Source organism: Collinsella ihumii, assembly GCF_030385545.1.
Classification (GTDB): domain Bacteria; phylum Actinomycetota; class Coriobacteriia; order Coriobacteriales; family Coriobacteriaceae; genus Collinsella; species Collinsella ihumii.
The window spans coordinates 42,953-60,656 of sequence record NZ_JAUEIQ010000004.1; the positions used below are offsets into that span (position 1 = coordinate 42,953).

Sequence of the window (17,704 nt, forward strand, 5' to 3'; positions counted from 1 at the left end):
GCAATTCAGCTAGGCGCAGATGAGGTGGACCTGCTCCTCGATCTCGTTTCGCTGGGCGTCCGAGAGCACGTCGTCGCAGATCAGCGCGGTCAGGTCGGACAGCCCGAAGAAGGCGTAGAAGTCGCGGCGCCCCAGCTTGCTGGCATCGCTCACGGCGTAGCGTTCGCGCGCCTTCGTCAGCGCGAGGCGCTGGATGCGGCCCTCGTCCATGTCGGCACAGAACAGCGATCCGCCCGATATCCCGTTGGCTCCGATGAAGGCCTTGTCGATGCCGAGCGGGGAGACGGCGTCTTCTGCCATCGCGCCCACGAAGCATCCGGTCTGCTGCCGGTAGAGGCCGCCCACCAGGTACAGCTCGCAGTGCTCGCGGTGCTCGAGCAGCTTGAAGGCCGAAAGGCTGTTCGTGATGACGCGCAGGCGGATATCGGGCAGAAAGCGCGCCATATGCTCTACGGTCGTGCCCGCGCCGAGAAAGACGGTGTCGGACGGCTCGATCAGCTCGATCGCCCGCTGGGCAATGCGCTGCTTCTCCTCGCTGCGCAGACGCCGCTTCTCGGTGTGCGAGTACTCGCGCAGAAGCGGGATGCCCGCCGCGGAGAACGATTCCCTGACGGCGGCGGGCATGCGCGCGCCGCCGTAGACGCGTTCGATGACGCCGCGCTCGGCGAGCTCCTCGAGATCGCGCCGGACGGTCATGTCCGATACGTCGAGGGCCTGCGCGATGGCGGATACGGATTCCGTGCCGCCTCCCGCCAGGCGCGCGATGATCTGTTCTTGTCGTTCCGCTTTGAGCATGGATGCCTCCTTTGATTCATTTGAACACAAACGAACAAAGTCGCGCAAGATTTTTGCGAATGGTGCCAAAGATTCCGTGAGCGCGAGCGACAGCGGGCGGACGGCGCGCGCATGTATACATCATGCGACCTCTTTTTGCGCCCGTTCCGATGGAAGCGCGAACCTCGCAGGTAAACGAAGCGAAATTGAGTCCATATACCACAGTGCCGCATCGTGGGGACGGCGTTGGCCGACATCGCGGACGCGCAGGGGCTCCCTTGTGGTACAGTCGGTGTAGATGAACAAACTCTTACAGGTATGAACACTATCGATCTGTGCCGTCGATAGGGACGAAAGGTAGCAGCGCGGATTCCCCTGTACGGACCGCGCGCCGACAGATGAAAGGGGCCGTTCCATGAGTACCGTCGTATCCGAGCTCATCGATCGCTTCTCCGACCAGTTCGGGGAGGGCCGCACGCTGGCGCACGTCCACGCGCCCGCGCGCAGCGAGATCGCGGGCAACCACACCGACCACGAGGGAGGCCATGTGGTGGCAGGCGCGCTCGACGTCTCCATCGAGGGCGTCGCCGCGCTGAACGGCACCATGACGGCGCGCGTGGCGAGCGCGGGCTACGAGCCGTTCGAGCTCGACCTGTCCGATCTTGCCCCGCGCGAGGACGAGAAGGTCAGCACGGCGGGCCTGGTGCGCGGCATGGCGGCCGAACTCGCGGCGACCGGGCGCGAGGTCCAGGGCTTCGACCTGGTCATGACGAGCGACATTCCCGGTGGCTCGGGCCTTTCGTCCTCTGCGGCCCTTGAGCTCGCGGTCGGCCGCGTCATGGAGACGCTGTGGCCGGGCTCCCCGGTGACGCCGACCGCCATGGCGCAATCGGCCCAGCGCTCCGAGAACATCTATTTCGGCAAGCCCTGCGGCCTCATGGACCAGCTGTCCGAGGCGCTCGGGGGCATCGCCCACATCGACTTCGCCGACCCGGCGAACCCAGTGTCCGAAAAGCTCGATTTCGATTTCGCTGACAAGGGCTACGCGCTGTGCCTGGCCTACATGGGCACCGACCACTCCGTGTCCACGGCAGACTACGCCGCCGTGCCCGGCGAGATGCAGGCTGTTGCCGCCGAGTTCGGCTGCACCCGCCTGTGCGAGGTTCCCGCGGAGCGCTTCGACGAGCGCGTGTCCGAGCTGCGCGCCAAGCTGGGAGACCGCCCGGTGCTGCGCGCGCTGCATTACTACATCGAGAATCGCCTGGTGGTCGAGCGCTTCGAAGCGCTGCGCACAGGCGACATCGACACGTTCCTCGACCTGACGCGCCGCTCGGGCGCGAGCTCGGGCATGTATCTGCAGAACGTCTCGTGCGGCGGCAACGATCAGCCCGCCATGGTCGCGCTTGCGCTTGCCGAGCACCTGCTGGGAGATGCCGGCGCCGTCCGCATCCACGGCGGCGGGTTCGGCGGCTCCATCCAGGCGTTCGTGCCGCTCGACATGGTCGACTTCTTCGTGCGCGGCATGGACGGCTGGCTGGGCGAGGGCAACTGCCGCACCTACCGCATCGCATCCGAGGGGGCGTATGCGCAATGGCTGTAGAGCGGGTCTACGACGCGGGGGCGCTCGCGTCCGATATCGAGGCGCTCGTGCGGCACGCCGTCCGCTGCGGTCTGGTGTCGCCGGCCGATGCCGTTTGGGCGTACAACACGGTGCTCGAGGCCGTCGGGGCGACCGGTCCCTCGGCCCCGGATGCGGCGATTTTCCTGCAGGCCGCCTATGCGACCTCTCCGACCGCGCGGCTGGGCGAGGATGCGCCGGTCGTTGCGGCGAGCGGCGACGACGCGTTCGATCTCGAGGGGACGGTCGCGCGCATCGCCGAAGCAGGCATCGCCAACGGCTGTGAGGAGGACACGCCCTCGGGCGCCGATCGCCTCGCCACGCGCGTCATGAACATCCTGATGCCCCGCCCCTCCGAGGTCGAGCGGACGTTTTCCACCCTGTATAGGGCCTATGGCCCCCGCACCGCCACCGACTGGTTCTACCGGATGAGCTGCGACAGCCGCTACGTGCGCCGCGCCGCCATCGCGCGGAACATCGCCTGGACGTCGTCGACCCCGTGGGGCGAGCTCGAGATCACCATCAACCTCTCCAAGCCGGAGAAGGACCCCAAGGCCATCGCCGCCGCGGGCGCCGCCCCGGCGACCGGCGAGGTCTACCCGGCCTGCCAGCTGTGCATGGAAAACGAGGGCTATCCCGGCCGCGGCGCCGGCGCGACCCACGGCGCGCACCCCGCCCGCCAGAACCTGCGCATCCTGCCCATCACGCTGGGCGGGGAGCACTGGGGCCTGCAGTACAGCCCGTACGCGTACTTCGACGAGCACTGTATCGCCATGAGCGCCGAGCACCGCCTCATGCACGTCGACCGTGAGAACATGAGCCGCCTGCTCGATTTCGTGGACCTGTTCGGCCACTACTTCATCGGCTCCAACGCGGACCTTCCCATCGTGGGCGGATCCATCCTGTCGCACGACCACTTCCAGGGCGGTCGCCATGTCTTCCCGATGATGAAGGCTCCGGCGGCGGGCGCGTTCGAGATGCCGGGATTCGACGACATCGCATGCGAGGTCGTGCGCTGGCCCATGAGCGTGCTGCGCTTGCGGGCCGCCGATCGCGAGCGCCTGCTCGACGCGGCGGCGCACGTGCTCGACGTCTGGCGCGCGTACAGCGACCCGTCGGTGGGCATCCTCGCCTCGACGGTCGAGGACGGCGTCGAGGTGCGCCATAACACCATCACGCCCGTCGCCTGCAAAGACGGCTCCGACTATGTGCTCTACCTGGCCCTGCGCTGCAACATCACGACGCCCGAGCATCCCCTCGGCGTATTCCATCCCCACGCCGAGAGACATCACATCAAGAAGGAGAACATCGGGCTCATCGAGGTCATGGGTCTTGCCATCCTGCCGCCTCGCCTGGTGGAGGAGCTCGGGGCCGTGCGCGGGCATCTGCTGGCGTACGCGGGCGAGGACGATCGCGCCGCGCTCGCTCTCGCGCTCGAATCCGATCCTTTGTGCGCCTCCCATGCCGCATGGGCGCTTGAGCTCGCCTGCGCGCATCCTGACATCGCACCCGAGACGGCCGACCAGATCATCCGCGACGGCGTGAGCGACGTGTTCGCCGGCGTCCTGGAGGATGCGGGCGTCTTCAAATGGGACGAGCCGGGCCGTACCGCCCTCGATCATTTCCTCGCCACGCTGTAACACACGTGCCGTATACAGCGTCGGTCCTGTAAGCAAGGTCCTCCGTGTCCAACCCCTGCGGGCACGGAGGACCTTGCGTTGTTATGGGTTCGCTGGGGACGGGCTCGTTCCAACCCGTGCAACAAAAAAAGCCCCCGCACACGGCGGGGGCTTCTCATTAAAAGTCTACGCGTCGACACGCACGAAGCGGAAGCTGCGGCTCATGTAGAGCGCGGAGCTCACCGGAAGGGGCAGGCCCATGTCCATCAGCGCGTTGGCGGCAAAGACCTGGTCCATGTTGACCTCGCGGTACAGCGCGTCCGGGGTGAGCCCGCGCGGGACCACGTAGCGCGCCTCGCCGTAGCCCTCGGCGCGGGCGACCACGGCGTTCACGATGGCCTCGGCGCCGTCCTCGGAGACGAACTCCCAGGCGTAGATGTCGTCGGTCGCGGGGTCGGTTAGGCGATAGTACAGGCCCTCGCGCACGAGCTGCTCGATCGAGCGGTACTGGGCGATCTGGTTGCGAATGATCTCGCAGGCGCGCTCGGGGAGCTCGAGCAGGTCGAGCTCGTATCCAAAGCCGCCGCCCGCCATGGCCACCAGGCCGCGCGCGGACAGCGACACGGTGCGGCCGTTGACCTCGTTGGGGCAGGCGGACACATGCGCGCCCATGGTGGAGCACGGATAGCCGAACGACGTGCCGTACTGGATGGTCATGCGGTCGTGGCCATCGGTGTTGTCGCTCGTCCAGAACTGCGGCGCGTAGTGGAGCCAGCCCGCGTCGAAGCGGCCGCCGCCTGCGGCGCAGCCCTCGATCAGCAGGTTGGGGTAGCGCTGCACCAGGCGCTCGAGCACATCGTACAGGCCCAGGTAGTAGTCGTAGACGACGCGGCCCTGATCCGTGGCGGCGTGCGAGTAGATGTCGACCATGCTGCGGTTGAAATCCCACTTGAGGTACTCGATGTTGCCCTGGTCAAGCACCGAGCAGATTTGGGCGAAGATGTTCTCGCGCACGTCTTCGCGCGAGAAGTCGAGCACGAGCTGGTCGCGGCCGAGTGCGGGCGCTTTGCCCGGCACGGCGAGCGCCCAGTCGGGATGCGCGCGGTACAGGTCGGAATCCTCGTTGACCATCTCCGGCTCCATCCAGATGCCGAACTTGATGCCGAGCGCGTTGATCTTCTCGATGAGCTGGGCGAGCGTTCCGCCGAGCTTCTCCTCGTTGACCGACCAGTCGCCGAGCGCGCGGAAGTCGTCGTTGCGGTCGCCGAACCAGCCGTCGTCCATGACGAGCATGTCCATGCCCAGATCGGCGGCCTTGGCGGCAAGACGCACGAGCTCGTCGCCGGTGAAGTTGAAGTAGTGAGCCTCCCAGCTGTTCACGAGCACGGGGCGCGGGGCGTCGCGCCACGGGCCGCGGCAGATGTGCCGGCGGATGCAGCGGTGCAGGTTGTGGGAGAGACGCTCCAGGCCCGCGCCCGAGTAGGTCATGATGACCTCGGGCGCCACGAGCTCGTCGCCGGGCTCCAGCGGATAGGAGAACAGCTCGTCGGAAAGGCCCATCTGCATGCGGATCTGCTGGTACTGGGTCTGCTCGACCTCGGCCTTGAAGTTGCCGCTGTACACGAACGTCATGGACCAGGCGCGGCCCGCCGTCTCGGTGGCGTCGTGGTCGCACAGGATCATGAACGGGTTGTATTGGTGCGAGGACTGGCCGCGGCGGCTGCCGACGGCAAAGGAGCCGGGCAGCACGCGCTGACGGCTGGGCTTGCGCTCCATGCAGTGCTGGCCGTTGAAGGTGATGACGTCGAAGTTGCCGTGGACGAAGTCCAGACAGGCGCTCTGCAGCCTCTCGACGGTGACGCGGCCCTCGCCGCGGTTCTTCACGACGGCGGCGCGGCAGATGACGTCGATGGCGGGCAGCACGCCGTACAGCAGCTCGACCTCGAGGCCCAGCCGCTCGTCGGCAAGCGTGACGGACAGCGTCTGGGCGTCGTCTGCGTCCGCATCGGCGTAGGCAGCGGGCAGGCCGGCGAGCGCGTACTTGCCGCAGCGCACCTCGTGGCGCGCGTAGCGCAGGTCGCAGCCGAAGGTGCCCTGGGCGTCGCGGACGACCAGCAGCGGGCTGCGCAGGTCGCCGTTGCCCTGGAACGGGGACTCCTGGGGCAGGACGTCGAGCGAATAGGTGCGGCCCGTGACGTCGTGGGGCGTCGTGCAGCAGCCGCTGCGGTCGGCGAACGTGGGCAGATACGACATCTGGCCCTCGCTGCGCGCACCGTAGTACAGGTGCGTGAGGTACCCGACTTCGTCGACCTGCATCTGATAGGTCGTGTGTAGCGTGTGCAGCGTGAAGGTCCGCGTTGCATCATCAATGCGTATGGGCATCGTACCTCGCTTTATGAGATATTGGACACAGCAAGAAAACGGAGCCGGCGCTATGCCGAACCGCAGGTATTTTAAGGCACGTGGACCCCGCAAGCGGGGTCCACGTGGCAGGGGCTATAAGCTACACGAGCAGGACATATGTCGCATTTCCTACGTGTGCATGTCGCAGAAGGGCTACTTGACCGCGCCGTTCGTGACGCCACCGATGATCTGCTTCTGCGCGACGATGTAGAAGACGATCATCGGCAGCATGGCGAGCAGGTAGCTGGCGAACGCCAGGTTGTAGTTCGTGGAGAACGCGGTCTGGAAGTTCATCTGCGCGAGCGGCAGCGTGTTGACGCCCTGGCCGCCCATGATGACGAGCGGGGTCATGACGTCGTTCCACACGGCCAGGCCGGTGATGACGGCGACGGTCGCGTGCATGGGCTTCATGAGCGGGAAGATGACCTTCCAGTAGGTGCTCCAGGTGGAGGCGCCGTCCATGCGCGCGGCCTCCTCCAGCGCGATGGGGATGTTACGCAGGTAGCCGGTGTAGAGCATCATGTTCATGGGCATGTAGAACACGATGTAGAGGATCATGACGCCGACCATGTTGTCGAGGTGCATCACGGCGGTCTGCTTGACGAGCGGCATCATCAGGATCGCGAAGGGCACGTACATGCCGGCGATGATGAAGTAATAGGACGCCTTGAAGATCTTCTTGTGGTCCATGTTGCGCCCGATCGCGTAGGCGGCAAGGCTGTGGATCAAGATGGAGGCCACGACCGCCACGACGGTGATGATGAGCGAGTTCAAGAACGAATTGAAGAAGTCGGTGACTTGGATGGCCTCGATGAAGTTATCGAGGCTCCAGTGGCTCGGCAGCGACAGGATGCCCGCGATGTCGTTGGTCATCTCGGTGGGATCCTTGAAGGCGATGACCACCGCCATATACAGCGGGAAGATGATGGTGATAAGACCGATGATGAGAAGGATGGTCACAGGCCAGTTAGCCCGTTCCTTGACTTTTTCCTTAGCCATTAGAGCTGCTCCTCCTTACTGTTCAAGAACTTCGTCTGCAGGATGGAGACCACGGCGATGAGGATGAAGAAGATCACCGCGTTGGCGCACTGGTAGCCGAACTGGCCGCCGGACAGGCCGTTGTTGTAGATAAGGTAGGAGATGGACTCCGTGGACTGCGCCGGGCCGCCGGAGGTCATGGCGACGATCTGATCGAAGACCATCAGCATGTCCTTCATGACGAGCACCATGTTGGTGGTGACCGACGGCATGATGAGCGGGAACGTGATGTAGCGGAATTTGTCCCAGCCAGTCGCGCCGTCAAGGGCGCCGGCCTCGTAGACGTCCTCGGGCACCGAGGACAGACCGGTGATGTAGATGATGGTGGTCTGCGCGCAGGCCTGCCACACGAGCACGACCACGATCGCGACCCATGCCCAGTCCGAGCTCGCCAGAATCGATTCGGCACCGGTGATGGCGGGCACGATGTAGGTGAAGAAGTAGCTGAACACGTAACCCACGACCAGGCCGCCGAGGATGCGGGGCACGAAGTACACGCCGCGCAGGGCGCTCTTGAACCTGATCTTGCTCGACAATCCGATGGCGAGCATGAGGGAGATGACGTTGGTGAGCAGGGTTGCCACCACCGCCACCTTGAAGGTGAACAGGTAGGAGTTCAGGATACGGGTATCGGTGAACATGTCCATGTAGTTCTGCAGGCCCACGATGTTGAAGGCGCCGTAGCCCTTCGAGTCCGTGAAGCTGTACAGAAAGCCCGTGATGAGCGGGAACGTATTGAATGCGCAGAAGATCACCAGGACAGGGATCAGAATCGCCATGAAGGTCTTGTTGCGACCCGACCCGACCTTGGTTGCCGTTGATGCCATGCTTCCTCCTTACTCCTGAGCCGCGGCTTGGACCTTGCGAATGACGCTGCGGTTGTAGCGCTGCCAGTCGTTGTCCCACTTCGTGAGGAACGCGTCGACGTCCTTGTTGAGCAGCATCGTCTGGAGCTGAGCGTCGCAGCCCATGGCGGAGGGATAGGAGTGGTCGAGGTAGTCGAGCACACGACCCTCCTCGATCCAGGGAGCCACGTCGTCAAAGAGAGGATCGAGCTCGAAGGTGCCCTCCAGGCAGGGGATGGCACGCTGGTCGTCGATGTAGGTCTGGACGTTTTCGGCCTGTGACAGGAAGTTGATGACCTCGTAGACGGCATCTTTGTGCTCGCAGGTCTCGGCAACGCACCACTGCAGGTCGACGCCCGAGATCACCACGCGGTCATCGGCGTTTTCTGCCGACGGCATGGGGAACATTCCGATGTTCATGTCGGGGTTCACCGACAGGATCTGCGGCACGGCGAAGCTGCCGCAGGGGTACATGGCGCTCTGGCCGCGCGCGAAGGCGGTGCAGGCGTCGTTGTAGGCGTAGGCGAACGGGCCGGGCTCGGCGTAGTCGAGCAGCTCGAGCATGCGCTCGGCAGGCTCGCGGTAGTAGTCGGCGAACTTCGCGTTGCCGAGGTTGACCTGGTAGTTGAGGTCAGAGGGGACCATGTTGGCCGTGATGGAGTTCCAAGGCGACAGGATGGTCCAGGTGTCCAGGTAGCCCAGGTAGATGGGATAGACATCCGGCTCCTCGGACTGGATCTGTTTGAACAGCGCGATCAGCTCGTCCCAGGTCTCGGGGATGGTCCAGCCGTGCTCGGCGAACATGTCCTTGTTGTAGAGCATGCCCGCGGCGTTCGCCACGAACGGCACGCCGTAGATGCCCTCCATGGGCACGTAGGTGACGCTGTCCAAGATGTCGATGTAGGCGTCCTGCACGTCCTCGATGGTGGGGCAGTCCGACACGTCGGCCAAGATGTTGGAGTCGGTGAAGTTGGCGTAGTCGCCGTCGCCGCCGATGCCGATGACATCGGGGTAGTTCTCGCGCACGAAGCGCGTCTTCATGACGGTCACGGCGTCCGCCGGGCTCTGGATGTTCAGGTAGATGTCGTCGTGCGAAGCGTTGAAGTCTTCCATGAGCTGCTCGAAGATGCTCACGGCTTCCTGCTTGTAGCTGACGATCTCAACCTCGATCTTGCCGTCTGCGCGCTCGGTGGTGCAGCCGCTGAACAGCAGGCCTGCTGCTCCAGCTGCCGCCCCCCCAAGGAGCGCACGGCGGGAAATGGGTTTGTTCAGCATGCGTAAGCCTCCTTCCGCACTTAGTGAACGATGGCCAGCTCGGACTGCTTGTCGAACACGTGGACCTTGTCGAGGTCGAATGCGATCTTGATGCGGGAGCCGACACGTGCGGGGTTGGTGGACGAGACATGGCTGGAGATGGACCCGCCGTCAACATCGGCGTAGATCATGGCCTCGGAGCCCAGCAGCTCGTAGACGGTGACGGTGGCGTCGATCTGCTCGGAGAGGTTGCGGTCTGCGGGGTGCTCGTTGGAGTCCACGACGTCCTCCGGGCGGATGCCCATGGTGACAGCCTTGCCCACGTAGCCCTTGTCCTTCAGAACCTTGCCCTTGGCCTCGGGCAGGGTGATGGTGTTCGAGCCGAAGCTCAAGGTAACCTTGCCGGCAGCCTCGCCCACGCTGGCGTCGATGAAGTTCATCTGCGGGGAGCCGATGAAGCCTGCCACGAACAGGTTGCAGGGCTCGGAGTAGAGCTTCGAGGGGGAGTCGACCTGCTGCATGACGCCGTCCTTCATGACAACGATGCGGGTGCCGAGCGTCATGGCCTCGGTCTGGTCATGCGTGACGTAGATGATGGTGGCACCCAGGCGCTGGTGCAGCTTGGAGATCTCGGCACGCATCTGGACGCGGAGCTTGGCGTCGAGGTTGGACAGCGGCTCGTCCATGAGGTAGACCTTCGGGTTGCGGCAGATGGCGCGGCCCATGGCGACGCGCTGGCGCTGACCGCCGGAGAGCGCACTTGGCTTGCGGTCAAGCAGCTTGTCGAGGTCGAGGATGCGCGCGGTCTCGCGCACGGTCTTGTCGATCTCCTGAGGATCGGCCTTGCGGAGCTTCATCGGGAAGGCCATGTTGTCGTAGACCGTCATATGCGGATACAGCGCGTAGTTCTGGAAGACCATCGCGATGTCGCGGTCCTTGGGCTCGACGTCGTTCACCACGCGGCCATCGATCTTGAGGGTGCCGGACGTGATGTCCTCGAGGCCCGCGATCATGCGCAGGGTCGTGGACTTACCGCAGCCCGAAGGACCGACGAAGATGATGAACTCCTTGTCGGCGATCTCCAGGTTGAAGTCCTTAACGCCCTCGTAACCGTTCGGGTATTTCTTCCCCACGTGTTCCAGAGAGAGTTCTGCCATAGCTTAAACCCCTTCCTGTATGCCTTCCTGTGTCTGATTCCACAAGCAGGCAATTCTTACTGCAGGTTTCATATTAAGTTGCCTTAATTCGTTCTTAAGAAGCTATTAGGCTATACAAGCTAACAGAATGCGCTAAAACGCAGGTAAAACTATGTTTATTTGGGAAGGATAATTAGTTCTCGTTCGGCAAACGGGGCAAAATGAACCGGAAACGGCTTTGGGTATTCGTAAAGTAGTTTTCATCATGCTCAAAAAATAGGCATCTACCTGCGAAAACTATAGAAAATAGCAAAAGTGCATAGAGATATTCCCAAACTGGTATAAAAAGTCGCATAGAATGATATTCGTCCCTATAACATTTTGCAGGCTTTGCACGGCACCAAGATATATGTCATACGCTATGAGAGGGGTACAGATGCCAATCCACGAGATTGTCTCATCGACGTTTTCCCGAGGTAAATACATAGATCTGATGCCATATCAGTACGGTCGCGAGGTGTGCACACCAGGACATGCCTTTGGGCCGTTTCGGCGCAGCCACTACCTGTTCCACTACATCATCTCCGGGTGCGGGACACTCGTGGCCTCCGATGAGTCGGGTCGGCAGACGACCTATTACCTGGGGCAGGGCGAAGGGTTCCTCATCTTTCCCGGGCAGACCAACACCTATTACGCCGACATGGACGACCCGTGGGAGTACATCTGGGTGGAGTTCGACGGTATCCGCGTCAAGGAATCTCTCTCGCTTGCCGGCCTGTCCGAGTCCAGCCCGATCTACCGATCCGACAAGGCGGAGCTGCGCAGCTCCATGGAGCAGGAGATGCGTTTTCTGGTCGACCATCAGGACGCCTCGGCGTTCCAGCTGATCGGGCACACCTACCTGTTCCTCGACAGCTTCTTGCGCTCCATCGTGAACCAGCGCGCCGCGACGACCAACCGCCTGCAGGACCTCTATGTGCGCGAGGCAATGTCCTATATCGAGCAGAACTACCAAAACGGGATCACCGTGGAGGACATCGCGCGCCAGACCGGGCTCAACCGCAGCTACTTCGGCAAGATCTTCAAGAGCGCTACGGACAAGTCGCCCCAGCAGTACCTGATCGACTTCCGCATGACGAAGGCCGCCCAGCTGCTTAAGCTCACCGCGCTGTCGGTGGGCGAGGTCGGCCGCGCGGTGGGGTATCCCAACCAGCTGCACTTCTCCCGGGCGTTCAAGGGCACGTTCGGCCTCTGCCCGCGCGAATGGCGCCGCGCCAACACCCACGCGTGAGTGCGGAGGGCGCGCGAGGGAGGTCGCTGAACCCGTCGCGTGCGAAACCGCACCTCGGTAAAAGGTTTTACCGAGGTGCGAGGGCGCTTCGTTTTGAATTTGGTATCAAGTTTCGGGCAATAAGGGCCGCGTAGTGGCTGGTCGGAGGCCCCTCACAGGGCCTCCGTGGTCGTTCGTGTGAAGAACCTGCAGGTCACAGGCTTGTCGGATATGGCCGTTTTCCCTTCGCACTTCTTGAATTGATACCAAATTCATGTTCAAAATATAGTGACCCCCTCTTATCTGCGGTTTTGCGGTGAGGTTTCCCCACCGTCGCCGTACGCTACGCATCGACGCTTGGGGTTTGGACCGCGAGGTTGGTATCGAGTTCCCGCAACGCTCCCCGTGCGCGGCCCGCGCGCCGCGCGTGCGCGCGAAAAACGTGCGGCGATGTGCGCGGCATGCTCCGTGCGGCACCGCTTGCGTGCTACGATTACACCGTTTGATATATCCGTGAACCGTTTTGGAGGGTATCCATGAGCAAGGTTCTCGTCTTCGGACACCAGAATCCCGACAACGACGCCATCATGAGCGCCGTCGTCCTCACCCAGCTGCTGAACCAGGTCAACTACAACGGCGACACCTACGAGGCCCGTCGCCTGGGCCCGCTGCCCGCCGAGTCCGCCAAGCTGCTCGCCGACAACGGTATCGCCGAGCCCGAGCTGCTCGAGTCGGTCGAGGAGGGCCAGCAGGTCGTGCTCACCGACCACAACGAGGCCGGCCAGTCCGTCGCCGGGCTTGAGGGCGCCCAGATCGTCGGCGTCGTCGACCACCATCGTTTCGGCGGCTTCACCACCGCGGCGCCGCTGCACATCATCTCCCTGCCTTGGGGCTCCAGCTGCTGCATCGTGGCGAGGCTGTTCGAGGTCTTCGGACAGCAGCCGACTGACGCGCAGGCCAAGCTGCTGCTCTCGGCCATGATGACCGACACCCTCATGCTCAAGAGCCCCACCACGACCGATGTCGACCGCGCCGTCGCCGCCCGCCTCGGCGAGCAGCTCGGCGTCGACCCGGTCAAGTTCGGCATGGAGGTCTTCCTCACCCGTCCGTCCGGCTCCTTCACGGCCGAGCAGATGGTCGGCAACGACATCAAGCAGTTCGAGGTCGGCGCCGACAAGCTGCTCATCGGCCAGTACGAGACCGTCGACAAGACCCGTGCGCTCGGCATGATCCCCGAGATCCGCGAGGCCATGCGCGCCTACCAGGCCTCCAAGGGCGCCGACGGCATCGTGCTGTGCCTGACCGACATCATGGAGGAGGGCTCCCAGGTGCTCTTCGAGGGCAAGACCGATGTCGCCCAGAAGGGTCTCGGCATCGACGACGTGCCCGAGGGCGTGTGGATGCCCGGCGTGCTCTCCCGCAAGAAGCAGGTGGCCGCGCCGATTCTCGCCGCCGCAGAGTAGCCTGATCGCAAGCTGTCTCTTCAATGCCCGGTGCCGCGTGATGCGGTGCTGGGCATTGTCTTCCGGCTGCGCGCAACGGTGCCGGAAGACAAGCTGGGCGCCCCTGCGACCGCCGGCGGCGAATCCAGCCTTATTCCCGGGGCCGGCATCAATTCGAGATCCCCGATGAAGCGCCCGCGCCCGCCGTCCTCTTTCCAAGGGTCGCTTCGCCCTCTTTGAACGGCAATCGGCGGGTCATACCCTGTTTACATTGAGAATAACGATGCGTGCCGATCGCGTATGCCGCGGCGATAGCTCCGCATGCAGGCGGCCTCCTGCATAAGCCTCGTCAGAGGCGCATGTAGCCCGACATGCGGCAGGCTCCTGCGGCCTTGGTCTGGCGGATCTGTTGCTCGGTGGTGTCGGTGACGCCGCCCAGGGCGAGCACCGGAACATGGGCCCGGGCGATAACCGCGTTGAGGAAATCCAGGCCGCGCCCGGGCAGCGGCTTGCACGACGGGGCGAAGACAGGGCTGGCAATGAGGTAGTCTGCGCCCAGGGCCTCCGCGCCGACGACCTCGTCCAGCTCGTGAACGTTGGTGCCCACCAGCTCAAAGCCCGCCGGGCGGCCCGTGCGCGTCAGCACGGGCAGCGGCAGGTGCAGGCTCCGAGCGCCCGCGCGCCGGGCGGGCTCGACAAAGGAGTGGGCGATGAAGGCGACGTGCGCGCGCTCGCAGGCTGCGCGCACGTCGCGCGCCAAGCGCTCGTAGGCGTCTGGCGCCAGGTCCTTCTCGCGCAGGACCAGTGCGTCGACCTTGCCGGCCAGCCGCTCCACCTGATCGGGAAGCGGGCGTGTGCAGTTGAGCCGATCCGTTATCGCCACGCGAGCGAATTGTCCGGATGAGAAGAGCACGGCAAGGCTCGGCGCGCCAGCGGGTGCCGTCCCAGCGCCGGCGGCAGCCGAGGCGGACGTCTGCATGGCGGCAGGACTGGCCGCCCCGGTCGTCCCCGCGGCACCGACGGCCCTCACCTCCATTGATCGACCGGATACGATATGCTCGTCAACCATGGCGCTCCTCTCTGAGTTTTCGTTGATCGGTGCATCGCCAGCGGGCGGGCGCGGCGGTTACACCAGCACGTGGTCGTTCATCACCGGCTCCAGACCCATCCGTCGCATGGCGGCGCACATGGTGGGGAGGTCGCGGGTGTCCGCTATCTCAAACTGATCGTCGCCCTCGTCGGCCTGGTGGGTGTGCTCGCCCACGCCCGTCGACACGCCTGCCGATACCTTGGTGGCCGTGATGACGGCCGCGTGGTCACGGAACCGCGCGCTTTCGCGCGAGGACACCGTGAGTCCCGCAAACGGCATGAAGATGCGGTACGCGCAGATGACCTGCATGAGCTGGCGCTCGCTCACGTGCGGCGCATGCGGAACGACACCGCCCTTGGCCGGGCGCATGCGCGGGCACGAGAAGCTGATCTCGGCCGCGGGGTAGGCGCGCTGGATCTCCCATGCGTGCAGGCCGCAGGCCAGGGCATCGCGGCGGAAGTCGGCTAGGCCCAGCAGCGGCGCAAACGCCACGCCGCGCATGCCGCCGCGCAGCGCGCGCTCCTGCGCCTCGAAGCGGTACGGCATGATGCGCTTGCGGCCGCGCAGGTGGAGCTTGCCGTAGCGCACGGGATCGTAGGTCTCTTGGAACACGGTGACGTAGTCGACGCCGGCGGCGCGCAGGCGCGCGTAGTCCGCCACGTTGGCGGGGTAGACCTCCACGCCCACCGTGCGGAAGCGCTCCGCCGCGAGCTCGCAGGCGCGTGCGATATAGTCCACGCTGCTGCGCTGCGGGTCCTCGCCGGTGAGCAGCAGGATCTCCTCCTGGCCCGTGGCCGCGATGGCGTCGAGCTCCGCTATGATCTCGGTCTCGTTCAGCTGCGCGCGGCGGATGTCGCTTGCGCAGTTGAAACCGCAGTACACGCAGCGGTTCTCGCAGTAGTTGGCGATGTAGAGGGGCGTGAAGAACTGCACGTTGGCGCCAAACCACCGCGCGCGCTCGCGCTGGGCGCGTACGGCCATCTGCTCCAGATACGGTTCTGCTGCGGGGGCGAGAAGCACGCCGAAGTCCTCCGGCCCCACCGTGTCCTCGGCCAGCACGCGGCGTACGTCGGCGGCGGTCACGGCGCTCGGATCGTACGCCTCGGCGGCATCGAGCACCCGGTCGAACATGCCGCCGCCCAGCACGTCCATGTCCGGCAGGAACGTGAGCGGATCGAGGGCGCGATCCGTGTGAATGGCCGCGTCGAGCGCCTCCTGGGACAGCGGTGCGAGGCGGTACGCGCGCGTGCCCACCGCTTCGCGCGGAAGGTCGGCCGTGGTGAGGTCGCCGGCGGCCAGGGCCGCGGCGGCGTTTTCGGGAACGGTGCCCGATGCGTCCTTCTCGCCCTGCTCGGTCTTGTCCGCCATGGCTACCGCCCCTCTTCCTCAAGAAAGCCGGTCAGCGGGGACGACGCCTCGCCTGTGTCCAGCACACGGCCCAGGCCGGCCCGGTACGCCGCGCGACCGGCATCCACCGCTTGGCCGAAGGCGCGAGCCATAAGGCGGATGTCTCCGGCGGTGGCCACGGCCGTGTTGGCCATGACCGCCGTGGCGCCCATCTCCATGGCTTCGCACGCCTGCGACGGCCGGCCGATCCCGGCGTCCACGATCACCGGCAAATCGATCTCCTCGATGAGGATGCGGATGAAATCCCGTGTGACCAGGCCCTTGTTGGACCCGATGGGCGCGCCTAGCGGCATGACCGCGGCGGCGCCGGCGGAGACCAGATCGCGCGCCACGTTGAGGTCGGGGTACATGTAGGGCAGCACGGTGAAGCCCTCGTCGGCAAGGAGCTCGGTGGCGCGGACGGTCTCGGCGTTATCCGGCAGCAGGTATTTGGTGTCGCGGATGACCTCCACCTTGACGAGGTCGCCGCAACCCAGCTCGCGCGCCAGGCGGGCGATGCGCACGGCTTCCTCGGCGGTGCGGGCGCCCGACGTGTTGGGCAGCAGGGTCACGCCGTCCGGGATGGCGTCCAGGATGTTGCCTTCCTGGCCGGTGTTGGCGCGCCGCACGGCCAAGGTCACGATCTCGGCGCCGGCGTCCTCGACGGCCGCGCGGACCAGGTCCAGCCTGAACTTGCCCGAACCCAGGATGAAGCGCGAGCTGAACTCCTTGCCGCCCAGCAGCCAGGTATCCGCCTCCGGGGCCTGGCAGGCGGTTTGCGTATGCTCTGACATTGATGATGCTCCTCTCTTTTCTGGGACCCTTGCCGCGCCTGTTCCATCGCTGAGACGGGGGCGCAGAGGGTCGTTGCGTTACGTGCGATAGGGACGAGGGAACGCGCCCTAGCCTTCCGGTGCTTCCTCTCCCATGATGAGGCGCAGGGCGAGAAGCGCCTGCTGGGCGGCGCACAGCGCCACGCGCGGCGCGTAGAGCACCTGGCCCGCGCCCACGTCCGACCTTCCATCGCCGCAGAGGTAAAGCCGTCGGCCCATCCGGCGCGTGACGATTTCCGCCGCCGGCCCCAGGCCCGCCATGCCGTTGCCGGCGATGACCACCGGGCCGTCAGGCTGGGCGAGAAGCTCCTCGACCAGGAGCGCCTTGGCCTCCGGGGCGTCGAACGCCTCGCATACAAGGGGGCAGCCGGCAAAGAGCGCGCGTGCGTTGGCCGCCGTCACGCGTTCGCACCGGGCGTCCACGACGATCTTCGGGTCGATGGCGCGCAGTTGATCGGCTAGCGCCTCGACCTTGGGCATGCCCACGTGCTGCCGGAAGTAATGCTGGCGGTTGAGGTTGCTCGCATCGACCGCGTCGAAGTCCACGATGCGCAGGGCGCCGATGCCGCTGCGCGCCAGCATGACCGCGATGTTCGACCCCAGCCCGCCGGCGCCGGCGATGCCCACGCAGGCCGCGCGCAGGCGCTCGCGCGCCGCCGTTCCGATGCGTGCCGCAAGGGGGTCTGCCGCCCCGGCGCGCACGCTGCCCTCGTCCATCAGCCGCCTCCCACAAACCGTACGATCTCCAGCGCATCGTCGGCGCGCAGCGTGCGTTCGGCAAACTGCGCGCGCGGCACGATGTCGCCGTTGAGCTCGCACGCCACGCGCGTGCCCTCAAAGTCCATCCGGTCGAGCAGCTGCGCCAGCGTAAGGCCGTCGACCGACGGATCCTCCTTGCCGTTCACCCGTGCCATGGGACCTCCTCTCGTTACGGAATCGTCGCCAGCCAAGAGCACGCACCCGCGGCCACCGCGCCTCCGCTGCAAGAGCGGGGCG

15 protein-coding genes are annotated in these 17,704 nt (G+C 65.1%); 4 read left to right on the forward strand and 11 right to left on the reverse strand.

Translation table 11 applies throughout. The features are described from left to right. Positions 1-9 precede the first annotated feature (9 nt). The gene (locus QVN30_RS05045; RefSeq protein WP_289835678.1) at positions 10-795 is read right to left on the reverse strand and encodes a DeoR/GlpR family DNA-binding transcription regulator; all 786 of its coding nucleotides are present in this window, start codon (positions 793-795) and stop codon (positions 10-12) included. Positions 796-1,189: 394 nt separating this feature from the next. Here QVN30_RS05045 and QVN30_RS05050 point away from each other — a divergent pair, with 394 nt between their 5' ends. Together QVN30_RS05050 and QVN30_RS05055 are read left to right on the forward strand one after the other, a co-directional pair. After that, the gene (locus tag QVN30_RS05050; protein ID WP_066828773.1) at positions 1,190-2,374 is read left to right on the forward strand and encodes a galactokinase; all 1,185 of its coding nucleotides are present in this window, start codon (positions 1,190-1,192) and stop codon (positions 2,372-2,374) included. Then, positions 2,365-4,032, forward strand: coding sequence for a UDP-glucose--hexose-1-phosphate uridylyltransferase (locus QVN30_RS05055; RefSeq protein WP_289835679.1), 1,668 nt, complete (start codon positions 2,365-2,367; stop codon positions 4,030-4,032). The genes QVN30_RS05050 and QVN30_RS05055 overlap by 10 nt, the downstream gene beginning before the upstream one ends. 165 nt (positions 4,033-4,197) lie before the next feature. On the opposite strand, the gene QVN30_RS05060 is transcribed toward QVN30_RS05055, so the two are convergent. The 5 genes from QVN30_RS05060 to QVN30_RS05080 all read right to left on the reverse strand — a co-directional run bounded on the left by QVN30_RS05060 (position 4,198) and on the right by QVN30_RS05080 (position 10,708). Next, positions 4,198-6,393: an alpha-galactosidase gene (locus tag QVN30_RS05060; RefSeq protein ID WP_289835680.1), complete on the reverse strand. Its 2,196-nt coding sequence runs from the start codon at positions 6,391-6,393 to the stop codon at positions 4,198-4,200. 174 nt (positions 6,394-6,567) lie between these two features. After that, complete coding sequence (locus QVN30_RS05065; protein ID WP_066828766.1) at positions 6,568-7,413, reverse strand: carbohydrate ABC transporter permease; 846 nt, start codon at positions 7,411-7,413, stop codon at positions 6,568-6,570. Next, entirely contained in the window at positions 7,413-8,279 is an 867-nt protein-coding gene (locus QVN30_RS05070) for a carbohydrate ABC transporter permease (RefSeq protein ID WP_289835681.1), read from the reverse strand. The genes QVN30_RS05065 and QVN30_RS05070 overlap by 1 nt, the downstream gene beginning before the upstream one ends. 9 nt (positions 8,280-8,288) lie before the next feature. Beyond that, entirely contained in the window at positions 8,289-9,572 is a 1,284-nt protein-coding gene (locus tag QVN30_RS05075; RefSeq protein WP_289826731.1) for an ABC transporter substrate-binding protein, read from the reverse strand. A gap of 20 nt (positions 9,573-9,592) precedes the next feature. Then, positions 9,593-10,708 carry an ABC transporter ATP-binding protein gene (locus tag QVN30_RS05080; protein WP_289835682.1) on the reverse strand — a complete coding sequence of 372 codons (1,116 nt, stop codon included), beginning with the start codon at positions 10,706-10,708 and terminating at the stop codon, positions 9,593-9,595. Positions 10,709-11,180: 472 nt separating this feature from the next. On the opposite strand from QVN30_RS05080, the gene QVN30_RS05085 reads away from it, so the two are divergent. Next, entirely contained in the window at positions 11,181-11,978 is a 798-nt protein-coding gene (locus QVN30_RS05085; RefSeq protein WP_239283344.1) for an AraC family transcriptional regulator, read from the forward strand. Positions 11,979-12,493: 515 nt separating this feature from the next. Then, positions 12,494-13,420 (forward strand): DHH family phosphoesterase, encoded by a 927-nt coding sequence (locus QVN30_RS05090; protein ID WP_066828752.1) that lies wholly within the window; start codon positions 12,494-12,496, stop codon positions 13,418-13,420. A gap of 328 nt (positions 13,421-13,748) precedes the next feature. Here the strand turns inward: QVN30_RS05090 and QVN30_RS05095 are convergent, their stop codons facing one another. The 5 genes from QVN30_RS05095 to thiS all read right to left on the reverse strand — a co-directional run bounded on the left by QVN30_RS05095 (position 13,749) and on the right by thiS (position 17,622). After that, positions 13,749-14,468, reverse strand: a complete 720-nt coding sequence (locus QVN30_RS05095) for a thiamine phosphate synthase (RefSeq protein WP_289835683.1) — start codon at positions 14,466-14,468, stop codon at positions 13,749-13,751. Positions 14,469-14,525: 57 nt separating this feature from the next. Further along, positions 14,526-15,857 (reverse strand): 2-iminoacetate synthase ThiH, encoded by a 1,332-nt coding sequence (gene thiH / locus QVN30_RS05100; RefSeq protein ID WP_289835684.1) that lies wholly within the window; start codon positions 15,855-15,857, stop codon positions 14,526-14,528. 2 nt (positions 15,858-15,859) lie between these two features. After that, positions 15,860-16,669, reverse strand: coding sequence for a thiazole synthase (locus QVN30_RS05105; protein WP_204571390.1), 810 nt, complete (start codon positions 16,667-16,669; stop codon positions 15,860-15,862). 108 nt (positions 16,670-16,777) lie between these two features. Further along, positions 16,778-17,425, reverse strand: coding sequence for a sulfur carrier protein ThiS adenylyltransferase ThiF (thiF, locus tag QVN30_RS05110; RefSeq protein WP_204563170.1), 648 nt, complete (start codon positions 17,423-17,425; stop codon positions 16,778-16,780). After that, positions 17,425-17,622, reverse strand: coding sequence for a sulfur carrier protein ThiS (thiS, locus tag QVN30_RS05115; RefSeq protein ID WP_066828748.1), 198 nt, complete (start codon positions 17,620-17,622; stop codon positions 17,425-17,427). The genes thiF and thiS overlap by 1 nt, the downstream gene beginning before the upstream one ends. Positions 17,623-17,704: the final 82 nt, after the last annotated feature.